At 50.1% G+C, this 14,156-nt stretch carries 11 protein-coding genes; 4 read left to right on the top strand and 7 right to left on the bottom strand.

All coding sequences use genetic code 11. The features are described 5' to 3' along the window. Window positions 1-10 precede the first annotated feature (10 nt). The 3 genes from B5D63_RS27645 to dnaK form a co-directional block, all read right to left on the bottom strand. Window positions 11-1,036, bottom strand: coding sequence for a dipeptide epimerase (locus tag B5D63_RS27645; protein ID WP_078672099.1), 1,026 nt, complete (start codon window positions 1,034-1,036; stop codon window positions 11-13). A gap of 1 nt (window position 1,037) precedes the next feature. Next, window positions 1,038-3,656, bottom strand: coding sequence for a 4-alpha-glucanotransferase (locus B5D63_RS27640; RefSeq protein WP_078672098.1), 2,619 nt, complete (start codon window positions 3,654-3,656; stop codon window positions 1,038-1,040). A 198-nt stretch (window positions 3,657-3,854) separates the two neighbouring features. Beyond that, window positions 3,855-5,759 (bottom strand): molecular chaperone DnaK, encoded by a 1,905-nt coding sequence (gene dnaK, locus B5D63_RS27635; protein ID WP_078672097.1) that lies wholly within the window; start codon window positions 5,757-5,759, stop codon window positions 3,855-3,857. Between the two features lie 305 nt (window positions 5,760-6,064). Here dnaK and B5D63_RS27630 point away from each other — a divergent pair, with 305 nt between their 5' ends. From B5D63_RS27630 to argS, 4 genes are all read left to right on the top strand, one after another. After that, the gene (locus tag B5D63_RS27630; protein WP_078672096.1) at window positions 6,065-7,426 is read left to right on the top strand and encodes an OmpA family protein; all 1,362 of its coding nucleotides are present in this window, start codon (window positions 6,065-6,067) and stop codon (window positions 7,424-7,426) included. 86 nt (window positions 7,427-7,512) lie between these two features. Continuing rightward, window positions 7,513-7,998 (top strand): GNAT family N-acetyltransferase, encoded by a 486-nt coding sequence (locus B5D63_RS27625; RefSeq protein ID WP_078672095.1) that lies wholly within the window; start codon window positions 7,513-7,515, stop codon window positions 7,996-7,998. Between the two features lie 84 nt (window positions 7,999-8,082). Continuing rightward, the gene (locus tag B5D63_RS27620; RefSeq protein WP_078672094.1) at window positions 8,083-8,664 is read left to right on the top strand and encodes a porin family protein; all 582 of its coding nucleotides are present in this window, start codon (window positions 8,083-8,085) and stop codon (window positions 8,662-8,664) included. A 176-nt stretch (window positions 8,665-8,840) separates the two neighbouring features. After that, window positions 8,841-10,769, top strand: a complete 1,929-nt coding sequence (gene argS, locus B5D63_RS27615; protein ID WP_078672366.1) for an arginine--tRNA ligase — start codon at window positions 8,841-8,843, stop codon at window positions 10,767-10,769. Window positions 10,770-10,910: 141 nt separating this feature from the next. Here the strand turns inward: argS and B5D63_RS35505 are convergent, their stop codons facing one another. The 4 genes from B5D63_RS35505 to lepB all read right to left on the bottom strand — a co-directional run bounded on the left by B5D63_RS35505 (window position 10,911) and on the right by lepB (window position 13,934). Next, entirely contained in the window at window positions 10,911-11,054 is a 144-nt protein-coding gene (locus B5D63_RS35505; protein WP_235021638.1) for a hypothetical protein, read from the bottom strand. A gap of 58 nt (window positions 11,055-11,112) precedes the next feature. Further along, window positions 11,113-12,027 carry a tetratricopeptide repeat protein gene (locus tag B5D63_RS27610; RefSeq protein ID WP_078672093.1) on the bottom strand — a complete coding sequence of 305 codons (915 nt, stop codon included), beginning with the start codon at window positions 12,025-12,027 and terminating at the stop codon, window positions 11,113-11,115. A 90-nt stretch (window positions 12,028-12,117) separates the two neighbouring features. Then, window positions 12,118-12,609, bottom strand: coding sequence for a cytidine deaminase (locus tag B5D63_RS27605; protein ID WP_078672092.1), 492 nt, complete (start codon window positions 12,607-12,609; stop codon window positions 12,118-12,120). A gap of 137 nt (window positions 12,610-12,746) precedes the next feature. Beyond that, window positions 12,747-13,934, bottom strand: a complete 1,188-nt coding sequence (gene lepB, locus B5D63_RS27600; RefSeq protein WP_078672091.1) for a signal peptidase I — start codon at window positions 13,932-13,934, stop codon at window positions 12,747-12,749. Between the last annotated feature and the right edge of the window lie 222 nt (window positions 13,935-14,156).

Here is a 14,156-nt window from a genome sequence, read left to right as displayed (position 1 = left end):
CGCTATTTTATCAGATGGAGGTCGCTTGCCGCAGTACCGCACCCACACCCGGCCTGTCAGCATAAATAATACGGCCGTTGTCAATACGGATACCGTCTGCCGTATCTTCGGCCAGCAACAATGGCCCGTCCATATCCACATAATCCAGCAAGGGCAACAAATGCGCCACCGCAGAAGTACCAACGGTGCTTTCATTCATGCTGCCGGTCATCACTTTCATGCCGCATTGTCTCGCTTCTTTGATCATACGCAGCGCCGGTGTAATACCACCGCATTTGGTGAGTTTGATATTGATACCATGGAAGTAGCCATAGCAGCGGGCTACGTCCTGCTCTACAATGCAGCTTTCATCTGCAATGATGGGCAGAGCAGACTGTTCAAAAACATTTTTCATCCCAGCGCGGTCTGCTGCCGGCATGGGTTGCTCAATGAACTCCACGCCCAGGGGTTTCATGGCGGCAGCGTTCTGCAGGGTTTCTTCCACGCCCCAGGCGCAGTTGGCATCTACACGGAACACTGCGCTGGTGTGCTTTCTCAGCTCGGTGATAATCTCAATGTCTTCCCTGGTGCCCAGTTTAATTTTGTAAATCGGCCAGGGGAACTCTTTTAATTTCTTCACCATATTCTCAATGGTATCAATGCCGATGGTGTAATCAGTCAGCGGGTTATGGGAGATATTGAGGCCCCACACTTCATACAGCTTCTTATGCTGGCGTTTGGCGTACAGGTCCCATGCTGCCAGGTCCAGCGCACAAAGCGCAAACATATTATCCTCCAGTAACGGGTACATATCCTGCCAGAAAGTCTCCGGCTTATCGAGCGTATAGTTTTCAATAAACGGACGGTGTGCGTTGATCGCCTCCATCAGCCGGGGAACAGTCATGTTATAATAGGAGTTGTCGGCCGTTTCTCCGAGGCCGGACAGGCCGTCCTGTTGCAATTCCGCTACCAATAGGGGTTGTACATCTTTTGACTTGCGTGAAATGGTAAATGTGTGGCGGAATTTCAGTTCAAAAGGATAAAGTGTGAGTTTCATTTTAAAACTTTCGTAGTTGGTAATCCGTAATTGGTTTATCGATTCGGTATCTCCAGTAATGTTGCGTCACTGCGGGAATATTGACCCTTTCCTTATCAGGATGCCGGTCGGAAATATAGCCGGTTGCTGCCAGCAGGTCCTGTATTTGAAAGATACGCCACATGGCGTTAGCCTGCAAGTGCTGGTTGATAATTTCCTTTATCAGGGAGGCATTGGCGTGCGGAGGTACCGGGGTGTTGTGTTTCAACACCTGTTGATAGTATTTCCGGGAGATGCCTTCGTTTTCTTCCCACCACCCTCTGAGGGTGCTCATATCGTGGGTGGCCGGGGTCAGCACAGAGAGGTAAGGCGCTTCAAAGATAGCGGCGAAATCGTACCCCGCATGTTTGGGCATACGCTGCACTTCCAGTCCGAGGATACCCTGGGCCTCCATCACACCCGGCACACAATGCGGCACCATGCCTAGATCTTCCCCACAGATCAGCATACGGGTGGCCCTTCTGATTAAAGGCAGCTTATGCATAGCTTCCTTGCGCCAGCGGCTCTCCTGCCGGACATAAAAGAAGTGGTGATAGAGGTCTCGTAATCTTTGCTGGGTAACAGCATCCAGCGCGGCAAAAGAGGCGGTGGAAGCCAGGTCGTACCGGGGATGATACATCACCCGCTCCCCCTGCGTCACCTTTATCAGCAACACGTCCGCTATCAGCTGGAACAGAGCGGATTCCACTGCTTCCGGCAGTTGCAGCTCCCTGACTTTACGCTGGGTATCGCAATGCGGCTGTAGGGCATAACGCCCCTGAGGCAGTGCGTAGAGGTAACGGTCTTTGATGATGCCGGCATAGCTGCCAAAGATCTGGTCCAGCACCGCGTCTGTGATCCATGGCTGGCAGAAACGCGCTTCGTCAAAAGGAATACCTTTCTGCAGCAGCTCCTCCCTGCTGAGGGGGATGGCCGGATAAAAATACCCCAGCAGGCCCTGTACCGCCTGTTGCGGTACCTGCCAGATACGGAAAAAACCGAGGATATGGTCGATCCGGAAAGCGTCGAAATAAACGGACATATGCCGAAGCCGCTGCTGCCACCATTCGCAGCCATCGGCCATCATCTTTTTCCAATTGTACGTGGGGAAGCCCCAGTTCTGCCCCTCTGCCGTGAAGCTGTCGGGAGGCGCGCCTGCCTGCATATCAAGATGGTAAAGATCTGGGTTCATCCAGGCGTCTGCGCTGTGGCGGGATATGCCGATAGGGATGTCTCCTTTAAGCGCCACCCCTTCGTTATGCACCGCCGTTATGGCCTGTTGCAGCTGCAGATGCAGATGGTACTGTACAAAAAACCAGAAATGTGCAGTATCGGCAGCGGCGCTGTCGTTTATCACCAGCTGGTTGATAGCCGTATAGTCGTATTGGTTATATTCCGGCCAGCGGGAAAAATCGGCGGTATGGTATTTATCACGCAGGTAGCAGAAGACGGCATAAGGCAGCAGCCAGTGCTCGTTGGCGGCAAACCACTGCCAGTAGGCGCGTGTCTGCAACTTCTCGCCTTCCGCTTCATAAAGCGCCTTGAGATAGGCCAGTTTATAGGACAGGACGGTTTCGTAATCCACCTCCTCTTTTTCGTTGAGCCACTGCCGTAAGGAATGAAACTGCCGTTGCAGCGGATGTGTGGCCGGCAGCTGCCCTACTTCCTGCAAGCGGATGTAAAGCGGATGCAGGGCAAAGGAAGAGATGGCGTTGTAGGGATAGGAGTCACGCCAGGTCCAGGTGCTGATGGTATCGTTGACCGGCAGCAGCTGTATCAGCTGCAAATCACCCTGCCGGGCCCATTGTGCCAGTGGTACGAGGTCCGCAAATTCACCGGTGCCAAAGCCCTGATGGCTGCGCAGGCTGAATACAGGTACGGACACGCCGGCGCCTTTCCAGCGGGGATAATCCAACCGTACGAAACCATCATGCAGCACGGTATGCTCAGTGGTAGCGAAGACCGGCAACTCCCGGTCAGGACCGTTTTCATAATGTTCGAAGGTATGGTCATCAAGATCGTAAACACCGTATTTGTACCGTACCGGTGTAGGGCTGGCCGGCAGCTGCGGTGCTGCCGTAAACCAGCCTTGCGCATCGTATTGCAGCAGCAGGGGCGTCTCAATGTTCCAGTTGCCGAGTGACGGGATATTACCGAGGAGACAGATGGTCTTGCCTGCTGGCAGCAGCGGCGCCTGTACCCGGAACTGATGGGTGGCGGTACGGCTGTCCGGTCGTTGTACCGGACGACGGAAAAATACGCGGGTAAAAGGAGCTGTCTGCCAGGCGTTCTGCGGTTGGCCGGCGTAGTTCCAGGTATCGGTGAACCGGTATGCTTCCCGGGCGGGGTCGAGGAGTATTTCGCGGATACCGCCTTCGTAGGTCACTTCTTCCAGTTCCCGGAGAAGATATTGGTATTGGAGAACAAAGGGTTCTGTAGTGGTGATCCGGATAGTAACGCTCCACCATTCGTCGTTTTCCCATTGCAGGCGGAGGGCCTGATGCGGCACGTCACCGCCCAGTGCAGGAATGTTTCCCAGCAGGTAAACGTCCTGCCCGTAACGGGTGTGATAACGAAGGTAAAAACGTATGGTCTGATGCATCTGTTCCCAGGCTAAACGGGAACAAAATAAAGATATTTAGGGATTTATTGATTTATGATTTTTTTGATTTTGGGGAATGATGAACGCGATTTGACCACATTAAATAAAAAGACCGAAGCGAAAATCATTCGCTCCGGTCTTTTCGTTTATTGATCTACGAAATTAAGAAATCGTAAATCAAAAAATCCGTAAATGGATTTATTTCACTTCTTCAAACTCCGCATCGGTTACACCGTCTGCGCCTGCGTTAGGCTGGCCTTGTTGCTGGCCGGCACCTGCAGCAGCGCCTTCCGGCTGTCCCTGGGTGGCTTTGTAGATTTCTTCAGAAGCAGCGGTCCATGCAGCCTCCAGTTCAGCAGTCGCAGCGTCGAGCTGTGCACCGTCCTGGGATTTGTGGGCTTCTCTCAGTTTATTGAGCGCTGTTTCGATAGTGGCTTTTTTATCAGCAGGCACTTTATCACCATATTCTTTCAGTTGTTTTTCTGTCTGGAAGATCAGGCTGTCTGCTTTATTGAGCTTTTCGATTTTTTCACGTTGTTCTTTATCGGATGATTCGTTGGCTTTCGCTTCTGCTTTCATTTTTTCGATCTCATCTTTGCTCAGGCCGCTACCAGCTTCAATTTTGATATTCTGCGTTTTACCGGTGCCTTTATCTTTGGCAGTAACGTGCAGGATACCGTTGGCGTCGATATCGAAGATTACTTCGATCTGCGGAACGCCGCGTGGAGCCGGAGGGATGTCTCCGAGGATAAAGCGTCCGAGGGTCCTGTTCTGGGCAGCCATAGGCCTTTCACCCTGCAATACGTGGATTTCCACGCTGGGCTGGCTGTCAGCAGCTGTAGAGAAGGTTTCGGATTTTTTGGTGGGGATGGTGGTGTTGGATTCGATCAGTTTGGTAAACACGCCGCCCATGGTTTCGATACCGAGAGACAGTGGTGTTACGTCGAGCAACAGTACATCCTTTACTTCACCGGTCAGTACACCACCCTGGATAGCAGCACCTACGGCTACTACTTCATCAGGGTTTACACCTTTATTTGGTTTTTTGCCGAAGAATTTCTCCACCACTTCCTGAATTTTAGGGATACGGGTAGAACCACCTACGAGGATGATCTCGTCGATTTCGGAGGTGTTCATGCCGGCATCTTTCAGGGCTTTGCGGCAAGGCTCCAGTGTTCTTTCCACCAGGCTGTCGCTCAGCTGCTCAAATTTAGCACGGGTCAGTTTTTTCACCAGGTGTTTAGGCACGCCGTCAACAGCGGTGATATAAGGAAGATTGATTTCTGTTTCAGCAGAAGAAGACAGCTCGATTTTTGCTTTTTCGGCAGCTTCTTTCAGCCGTTGCCAGGACATCGGGTCTTTATGCAGGTCTACCGCCTCATCTTTTTTGAATTCGTCGGCCAGCCAGTCCATGATCACCTTGTCAAAGTCGTCACCACCGAGGTGGGTGTCACCGTTGGTGGATTTTACTTCAAATACGCCATCGCCCAGTTCGAGGATGGAGATATCGAAGGTACCGCCACCAAGGTCAAATACAGCGATTTTGGTATCGGTGTGTTTTTTATCCAGACCGTATGCCAGGGCGGCAGCGGTAGGTTCGTTGATAATACGGCGGACAGTCAGACCGGCGATTTCACCGGCTTCTTTGGTCGCCTGACGCTGCGCGTCGTTAAAGTAAGCAGGCACAGTGATCACCGCCTCCGTTACTTCCTGGCCAAGATAGTCTTCAGCCGTTTTTTTCATTTTCTGCAGGGTCATTGCGGAAATTTCCTGCGGCGTATATAATCTGCCATCAATATCAACGCGGGTGGTGTTGTTATCACCTCTTACCACTTTGTAGCTAACGTGCGTCAATTCGTTGGACACTTCGTCAAAATGACGGCCCATGAAACGTTTCACTGACATAATGGTATTAACGGGGTTGGTAATAGCCTGACGCTTTGCAGGGTCACCTACTTTCCTTTCTCCGTTTTTCAAAAATGCCACTACAGACGGGGTCGTTCTCCTTCCCTCATCATTGGCAATCACTACCGGCTCGTTACCTTCCATAACGGCAACGCATGAATTGGTAGTTCCTAAGTCAATGCCTATTATTTTTCCCATAGTATTAAGATTCTCCTTTAGTTGTAAGTTAAAAGTCGTATTTGTCTTAGGTTTGTCAATGATTATGCCAAGCAAAAAAATATGAAATTATGTCAGTCAGGTGTCCTATATTTGAACAAGTGGATTGATTATTTGGTTATTTAGTCATTTGCGGAACCCGACAAAATGGCCAGGCAGAAGGCCATCCGTGCAGTAATGTTACCCGTTCTTAACCTCGCCTTTCTTTAGCTGCTATTCATCTCTAAGCCTGTATTTCAATCATTTTATCAGACAAAAAGCAAATTGTATAACCTAAGTGTTTTCTTATGAACAAATCCATTATCTGGCGGGCATCCTGTGCCCTGATGGCCCTTTTGCCCCTCTTTAGCAACGCCCAGGACCAAACATCGACTTCAGCTGTTCCCTCCGTACAGTTATTTAAAGGCCCCCAGGAATTCAAAACATGGTCTATTGGCGTAAACGGTGGTATCCTGGCCCCTGTGGCTGCCACTGGTGGCAGTAACGACTTTACCAAATGGAAAGCATCCGGCGGCTACGGCGCCTATGTAAAATACCAACTGCTTCATTTTATGGCGCTGAGGGCCGATTATGTAGGCGGCAAGCTCCAGGCCGACAACAGCAAAAACGAAGGTAACGACAAACCCCGGGTAAGCCCCTACAGTTCCTTCGAAACAAAGCTCAAATGGTCCGCTTCCCTGAACGCGGTATTTAATATCACGACCGTCAACTGGCTGTTCCGTAAGAATTTTGTACTGTTGTACGGCTCTGTGGGCGGTGGTATAGCCGGTTATAGCCCTGCCCTTACCCGAACTAGCAGCAACACGTCCTTCGATTATAAACCTGATGGAACGATTAAGGAACTGATCATCCCGGTGGGCGCCGGCCTGAAATTCAGATTGTCCGAATTTATCAACCTGGACCTGGGTTACACCATGTATTATACCGACGGGGACAATCTCGACGGTTACCACCGAGGCCCCAACAAGGACAAGTTTTCCTATGGCTACGCCGGACTGGAATTTGCCCTGGGCAAAAAAGGCAAGCCACAGCTGCAATGGCATAACCCCGCCGCCGCCACCTACGATGAACTGGAAGCCCAGAAAGCCACGCTGCGTACAGCCCTCGACGCTGCCAATCAGAACAATGCTAGGCTGACAGCCGATGTGGACAAACTGACCAAAGACAGTGATGGCGACGGCGTTTCCGATTTCTTCGATAAATGCCCCGGCACCCCGGCCAATACCGCTGTAGACGGCGCAGGATGCCCGCTGCCAGCTCCCGTTATCGAGAAAAAAGAAGAAAAGGTGGTCATCACGGAGGAAGATAACCGCATCGTAAAAGAAGCTATCCAGAACCTGGAATTCGACTTCGCGAAAGCAACCATCAAACCACAATCCTATTCGGCACTCGACAGGGTGGCAGACCTGCTAAAACGCAAAAACCTGAACCTCAAACTCAGTGGCCATACCGACAACGTAGGCAGCAAAACACGTAACCTGGCCCTCTCCAGGGAAAGAGCGGAATCAGTGAAAGCTTACCTCGTGGGTAAAGGCGTAAACGCATCTAAAATTGAAGCCGTAGGTTATGGTATGACACAGCCCATCGCCAGCAATAAAACAGCTGCCGGCAGACAGAAAAACAGAAGGGTGGAATTCACTATATTCTAATATTTGACGATCATCTCCCCCAATAAAAAAGCGAAGGTTGCCCTCGACCTTCGCTTTTTTTATAGCCTAATTTGTAATTTAGGGATATGGAAACTATGACTATCAGAACAATTACGCCTGCCGACAACCCAACACTGGCCAACATTATAAGGACCTCCCTGGCAGAATTTGGGATGGACAGGCCCGGAACCGTTTATACCGATCCTACGACCGACCACCTCTCGGATATCTACAGTACACCACGGGCCACCTATTTTGTGGCAGAAGAAAACGGAACGGTCCTCGGCGGCGCCGGCATTCATCCGCTGGATGGCGGAGAAGCCCATGTCTGCGAACTGCAGAAGATGTACCTCCTTCCCACTGCAAGAGGCAAAGGCCTCGCCGGTAAACTGATCACCATGTGCCTCGAATACGCAAAGACCAACGGCTACACCCAGTGTTATCTTGAAACAGATCCGCAGCTGGCCAGAGCAAGGCAGGTATATGAACAATTCGGCTTCCGGTACCTGACAGGCCCGATGGGCAACACCGGTCATTTTGGCTGTGACAGCTGGATGCTGAAGGATTTATAGGATTCCCCGTTCCGTAGTTTTTTCTGCACTGACGAAAACCGGCATATTTCTTGGTATGAGGGGCGAAGCAAAAAAATTCATATCATGAAAAAACTTATTCTGTCTGGTATACTTGCCATTGGTACTGTACTGGCAGTAAAAGCACAATCCGTAAAATTCGGCGTGAAAGGCGGTCTTAACCTGGCTAAAATCACCAACGAAAGCTCGTCTAAAACCCGTGCTTCCTTCTATGCCGGCGGTTTGGCAAACATCGCACTGGACCAGCACTGGGCCATCCAGCCGGAACTGCTGTACTCCGGACAAGGCACCAAAATGAAGTCCAGCTACCTGGGAGGCCTGATCACCGCTGAAAGCACCCTCAAAACAGATTATATCAACATCCCGGTGATGGTGCAATACTCCATCGTTCCGGCATTCTACCTCGAAGCAGGTCCGCAGCTGGGTATCCTGGCCGGCGCTAAACTGAAAGGCGGCAACGTGTCCGTAGATGTAAAGGACCAGATGAAAAGCATCGACTTTGGTATCGGCGTAGGTTTTGGCTATAAGTTCGATATGGGCCTCGGCGTTTCCGGCCGCTATAATTTCGGACTGACCAACCTCAATGAATCCGACAAACAAACCAACAAAAACTCAGTAGCGCAGATAGGCCTGTTCTACATGTTCTAGTGGTTGCACCATACTGATCATTACAGGGCTGGCCTTCGGGCCGGCCTTTTTTTGTTCCCCCGGCTGAAGCCGGGCTGCATGGCGATTAGTCCCGTTTTACCACCTCCCCCAAATCCCCGCTTTGCGCCTTAGCATTAAACCCACTATCTTTGCTGCTCGTATTAATCATTTTCAGCATGAGTGTTGTACAATCTATCAGAACGGCTGCCGTAGCCGCTATCAAATCACTTTACAACCAGGACCTCGCACTGGCCGATGTTTCGATCAATGTGACCAAGCCTGAGTTCCAGGGTGAGTATACCATTGTTGTTTTCCCGTTCACGAAATTCAGCCGACAAAAACCCGATGAAACCGCGCAGAACATCGGCACATGGCTCGCCGCCAACCAGCCGGAACTGATCGCCGGCTTTAATGTGGTAAAAGGCTTCCTGAACCTGGACATCAACCAGGACTATTGGACCGCTTTCCTGCAAGACAACTATAACAATGACAACATTGGCATACAGCCCTCCAACGGCAAAAGGATCATGGTGGAGTATTCCTCCCCCAATACCAACAAGCCGCTGCACCTCGGGCACCTCCGTAATAACTTCCTCGGTTATTCCATCGCGGAGATCCTGAAAGCCAACGGTTACGAAGTCATTAAAACCAACCTCGTCAACGACCGCGGTATCCACATCTGTAAGTCCATGCTCGCATGGCAACTGTTTGCGCATGGCGACACCCCCCAATCTACCGGTATCAAAGGCGACCACCTCGTGGGCGACTACTACGTGAAGTTTGAAAGCGTGGTGAAAGAACAGGCCGAACCCATCATCGACAAAGTACTGGAAAATGACTTCCAGGATTTTGAAGGCGCTGATGTGGAAAAACTCACCAAACTGGTGACCGCCCTGCATAAACCGGAAGTAAAAGCCGATGCTGAAAAAACCGCCAAAATTATGGGCGACATCAAAGAGATGTCCCGTAACAAAACGGAGATCATGCAACAAGCCAAAATCATGCTCCAGCAGTGGGAAGCCGGCAACCCGGAAGTACGCCACCTGTGGGAAACCATGAACAGCTGGGTGTATGAAGGCTTCGAAAAAACATACAAACGCCTGGGTATCGACTTCGATAAAATGTATTATGAAAGCGATACCTACCTGCTGGGTAAAGACCTGGTGGCAGACGGTCTTGCCAAAGGCGTGCTGTTCAAAAAAGAGGACAACTCCGTTTGGATAGACCTCACCGCCGACGGGCTGGACGAGAAACTGCTGCTCCGTGGCGACGGCACTTCCGTATACATGACACAGGACCTGGGCACCGCCCGGTTAAAATACAACGACTATCACATGGAACAGAGCATCTATGTGGTGGCCGATGAACAGAACTATCACTTCAAAGTACTGCAGCTGATCCTGGAAAAACTCGGCGAACCGTCCGCCCCCGGTATCTTCCACCTCAGCTACGGCATGGTGGAACTGCCGCATGGCCGCATGAAGAGCCGGGAAGGCACCGTAGTGGACGCAGACGACATGGCGGAAGAGATGGTGAATACTGCTAAAGAAGCGACAGAGAAAGCCTTTCAGCGGTATAACGACATTACCGAGGCAGAACTACAAGGACTATACGAAACCATCGGTCTGGGTGCGATGAAATTCTTCCTGCTGCGGGTAGACCCTAAGAAAAAAATGATCTTCAACCCGGAAGAATCCATCGAACTGCAAGGTTTCACCGGCCCATTCATTCAGTATGCGCATGCCCGTATCAAATCCATCTTAAGAGAGATAGGACCTGTGGAAGGTCTTGAGAACTTCCGGTACAACGGCCAACTGCTGCCGCTGGAAAAAGAGCTGATCGTGCTCAACGAACAGTTCTCGGGTGTGGTGGCAGAAGCGCACCGCGAAATGAGCCCGTCTGTTATCGCCAACTACGTGTTTCAGCTGGCGCAGGTGTTTAACTCTTTCTATGCAGAGAAAATAGAAGGCGTATACACTTATTCAGTACTGCGGGAAGAAAATGAGGACAAGAAAAAATTAAGGCTGCAACTGATCACGCTGACCGCACGCACCATCCGTCAGGGGATGAAGCTGCTGGGGATTAATGTGCCGGAGCGTATGTAATCACGCAAAGGTGCTAAGCAGCAAAGCACGCAAAGAATAAAATATACGTAAGCAGAGAAAGCAAAGGAGCAGAGATCAAATTTGATCTCTGCTCCTTTGCTTTCTTATTTAAACTTAAAAAAATCTTTGCGTCTTTGCTGCTTAGCGCCTTTGCGTGACGGCTTTGCGTGAAAAAATAAACGCTGCGGTCCTCGCGGGCCGCAGCGTTAGCAGCTTACGGCCACCGTGGCCGAAACTGCCGAAGAAAATACCACAGCTGGCAGCAACGAAAAAGGAGCTTGCCATTCCCTGATACGTTGTTTTCTAATCCTTCCTTCACTGTGGCAAATAGATTGGCCGGATATTATTTGATAGTGCCGGTAGCCGTAGCTTTGTCACAAAGGGCCATGCCTTTTTCCATCTCACCCTTACCCATATACGACTTTCCGAGCATAAACATAGCAAAAGCATTTGTAGGTTGCAAGCGTAATACCTTTTCCCACTGAGAAACCGCCGCTTCAAAGTCCCCTTTACCGTAAAAAGCCTGGGCGAGGTTGAACCCAATTTGCTCATCGTCTGGTTGCGCTTCCTGTGCTTTCAGCAGGCAGGCAATACCTTTGTCTGTCTGTTGCAATTGCAGCCATGCCACACCACTGTTGAACAGGAAAACGGCGTCTTGCCGGCATCCCATTATGGCAGCTTTTTCAAAGGCCTGTATGGCTTTGGCCGGCTCGGTCACATTAAACCACATCATGCCCAGTTCGTACCAGGCGGCGGTATGCGCGCTGTCTATTGACAGGTCCTGCTGATAATAGTGTATGCTTTCCCGGTAGTTGCCCAGCTGTGCATAGAGCTGCGCCAGCTGATACGGCACCATATTATTTTCCGGCTCTTCCTGCAAGGCCTGTTGCAGCGCTTCCAGCGCGTCGTCATACTGATGCAGATAGTAATAACTCAATCCTATCTGCCGGCTCATATTGGCGGCGCCCAGTTGCTGCGCTTTGCGGCAGCAGCGCAGCGCCTCGGCGTATGATTTCTTCTCAAAGTAAAGCTCTCCCAGCGCACTATAGGCAGCAGTAAACGCGCTGTCGGCCTTGATGGCCGCAGTAAAGCGTTGACGGGCAGCTTCGTGCTGACCGGATCTTCTGAAGGCGATGCCTTCCCGGTAAAGATCACGGGCTTTATCGTACGATTTGTTCAACGGTATTGCGCTGACAGCGTGCAGCACCATGGTGAGCATCACCACAGGCAAACATAGGATAAGGCGACAGGTCATCATGTGTAGGCTTCCCTACAAAGATAACATTATTTAAATATTTATATATTTTATTATTTAGATACTAAAGGAATGATTTTCAGCCACTTGAATTTATTTGTCAGACATATCGGAAGCGGAGAAGCCCAGCGGCAGCAGGTCAGTGGCTTTACTGATAACGTATATTTTCCCGCTAAGGCCGCCCAGTACCAGGCGGATGGGGCTTTCCTGCCGCAGTTCGTATTCCGCCAATGTCTGACGGCATACGCCACAGGGGGAAATGGGATGGTCGCTATCGCCCCGCAGATTATTAAAGCTGACTGCAATGGTATCAATCGGCACGTCGGGATAAGCCGAGGACGCGGCGGACAAGGCCACTCTTTCAGCACACAAACCGGCAGGAAAGGAAGCGTTTTCCTGGTTGGTGCCAGCTACTATTTCCCCGTTGGCCAACCGGATCATCGCGCCTACCTGGAAATGGGAATACGGCGCATAGGCATGGCGCGTCACAGCACGGGCTTCCTTCAGCAGCCAGGCGTCTCTCTCATCCAGGCCGGTAATATCGTTATATACTAAGAATTCGAATTGTTGCAGTTGTTTCTCCATAAAAAAAAGTGTGATACTGTTAAGATGTAGCCTTTACCGGAATAGGCCTTTAATGGGGCTATAGAGGGGCAAAGACAACTACGGACCGGCAATGTGCCGATCCGTAATTTACTTTAAAAAATATTTTCAGCCAGTGCTTATTTGATCCCTCTGAAGAGACGGCTCCAACGGATGCCGTGTTCACCATAGCTCATCCAGATCAGCCATGCCTTACCGACCACGTGATCTTCCGGCACAAAGCCCCAGAAGCGGGAATCGAGGGAATTGTTGCGGTTATCCCCCATCATCCAGTAGTAGTTCATTTTAAAAGTGTAGCTGTCTGTCTGTTGACCGTTGATGAAGATTTTACCCTCTTTTCTTTCCAGCGTATTGCCTTCATACACACGGATGGCGCGGTCGTAGATGGCAAAGTTGCTGTCGTCCAGTTTGATGGTAGCGCCTTTCTTCGGAATATACAGCGGACCGAAGTTTTCTTCTGTCCATTTGACATGTGTGGTATCGTGCGGGAACACCATGTTGTAGTTAAAATCAACATAGTTGGACTCTTCGTAGACCGTGATGTTTTTAACGATCGGGAACTGTTTGAGCGCCGTTACGTTCTCCGGCGTAAGGTTATACACATACTTGTTGTTATCAAAAGTATATTCCGGGCCAACGATGCCCAGTTCTTCCAGGCGGCTGGTATTGAGCTGGTCGCCGGTAGTTTCCACCACGTATTTGTGCTGGCTGCCGGAAGGCACCGGTGCTGGCTGACCATTTACATACACAGCGCCGTGTACGATTTTAATGGTATCGCCGGCTTCGGCCATACAGCGTTTGATATAGTTTTCCCTTTTATCTACCGGGCGATGAATGATCTGATAGGAATTGTTGACTGCCTGCCAGCCGACCTGCCTTACCATGTTGTAATAACTTGGGTCCGGTGCGTCAATAGCCACAGTGTCTCCTTCCGGGAAATTGAACACCACTACGTCATAACGTTTGATATCGGAGAAGCCCGGGAGGCGTTTGTATTTCCATTTAATGGCTTCAGAGTAAGCTTTGGTGGATTTGGTGAACGGCATGGTATGATGCACAAAAGGCATGGCCAGCGGCGTCATTGGAATACGGGGCCCGTAGCTGATTTTGCTGACAAAGAGAAAGTCGTTTACCAGCAAGGTCTTTTCCATGGAAGGTGTAGGAATGGTATAGGCCTCAAAAATAAAAGTGCGGATAAGCGTGGCTGCTATGATAGCAAAGATGCCAGCGTCCAACCATTCTCTCGCCGTAGATTTCTTTTTCTTTGGCTGACCTTCTTTATTTTTTTTCCAAAATGCCAGATTCATTCAAATACGCTTATTAGATGCTTAAAAAGGCAAATATAATATTCTGTTGTTAGTGAGTAGCTTTTCGTAGGGAAAAGTTTTCTTAAAAATAGCTTAAATAATACAGTTATAGTTATTAAAACTAAAAATAATATTTCAATTCCGTAGAAAAAAGTTCTCGCAAAGCACGCAAAGCAGCAAAGAGCGCAAAGATTTTTTTAAGTTTAAATAAGAAAGCAAAGG

Origin of the sequence: Chitinophaga eiseniae, from assembly GCF_900167135.1 — a bacterium.
In the GTDB taxonomy this organism is placed as follows: domain Bacteria; phylum Bacteroidota; class Bacteroidia; order Chitinophagales; family Chitinophagaceae; genus Chitinophaga; species Chitinophaga eiseniae.
The sequence above is the reverse complement of the archived record's forward strand: the minus strand, read 5'-3'. Positions and strand labels throughout refer to the sequence as shown.

What these genes read in the sequence shown, in the direction of transcription:
- argS (WP_078672366.1), top strand. Translation starts at nt 8,841, where the DNA reads ATGAGTGTTGTACAATCTATCAGAACGGCTGCCGTAGCCGCTATCAAA.
- B5D63_RS27630 (WP_078672096.1), top strand. Translation starts at nt 6,065, where the DNA reads ATGAACAAATCCATTATCTGGCGGGCATCCTGTGCCCTGATGGCCCTT.
- B5D63_RS27625 (WP_078672095.1), top strand. Translation starts at nt 7,513, where the DNA reads ATGGAAACTATGACTATCAGAACAATTACGCCTGCCGACAACCCAACA.
- B5D63_RS27640 (WP_078672098.1), bottom strand. Translation starts at nt 3,656, where the DNA reads ATGCATCAGACCATACGTTTTTACCTTCGTTATCACACCCGTTACGGG.
- B5D63_RS27645 (WP_078672099.1), bottom strand. Translation starts at nt 1,036, where the DNA reads ATGAAACTCACACTTTATCCTTTTGAACTGAAATTCCGCCACACATTT.
- dnaK (WP_078672097.1), bottom strand. Translation starts at nt 5,759, where the DNA reads ATGGGAAAAATAATAGGCATTGACTTAGGAACTACCAATTCATGCGTT.
- B5D63_RS27605 (WP_078672092.1), bottom strand. Translation starts at nt 12,609, where the DNA reads ATGGAGAAACAACTGCAACAATTCGAATTCTTAGTATATAACGATATT.
- B5D63_RS27610 (WP_078672093.1), bottom strand. Translation starts at nt 12,027, where the DNA reads ATGATGACCTGTCGCCTTATCCTATGTTTGCCTGTGGTGATGCTCACC.
- B5D63_RS27620 (WP_078672094.1), top strand. Translation starts at nt 8,083, where the DNA reads ATGAAAAAACTTATTCTGTCTGGTATACTTGCCATTGGTACTGTACTG.
- B5D63_RS35505 (WP_235021638.1), bottom strand. Translation starts at nt 11,054, where the DNA reads ATGGCAAGCTCCTTTTTCGTTGCTGCCAGCTGTGGTATTTTCTTCGGC.
- lepB (WP_078672091.1), bottom strand. Translation starts at nt 13,934, where the DNA reads ATGAATCTGGCATTTTGGAAAAAAAATAAAGAAGGTCAGCCAAAGAAA.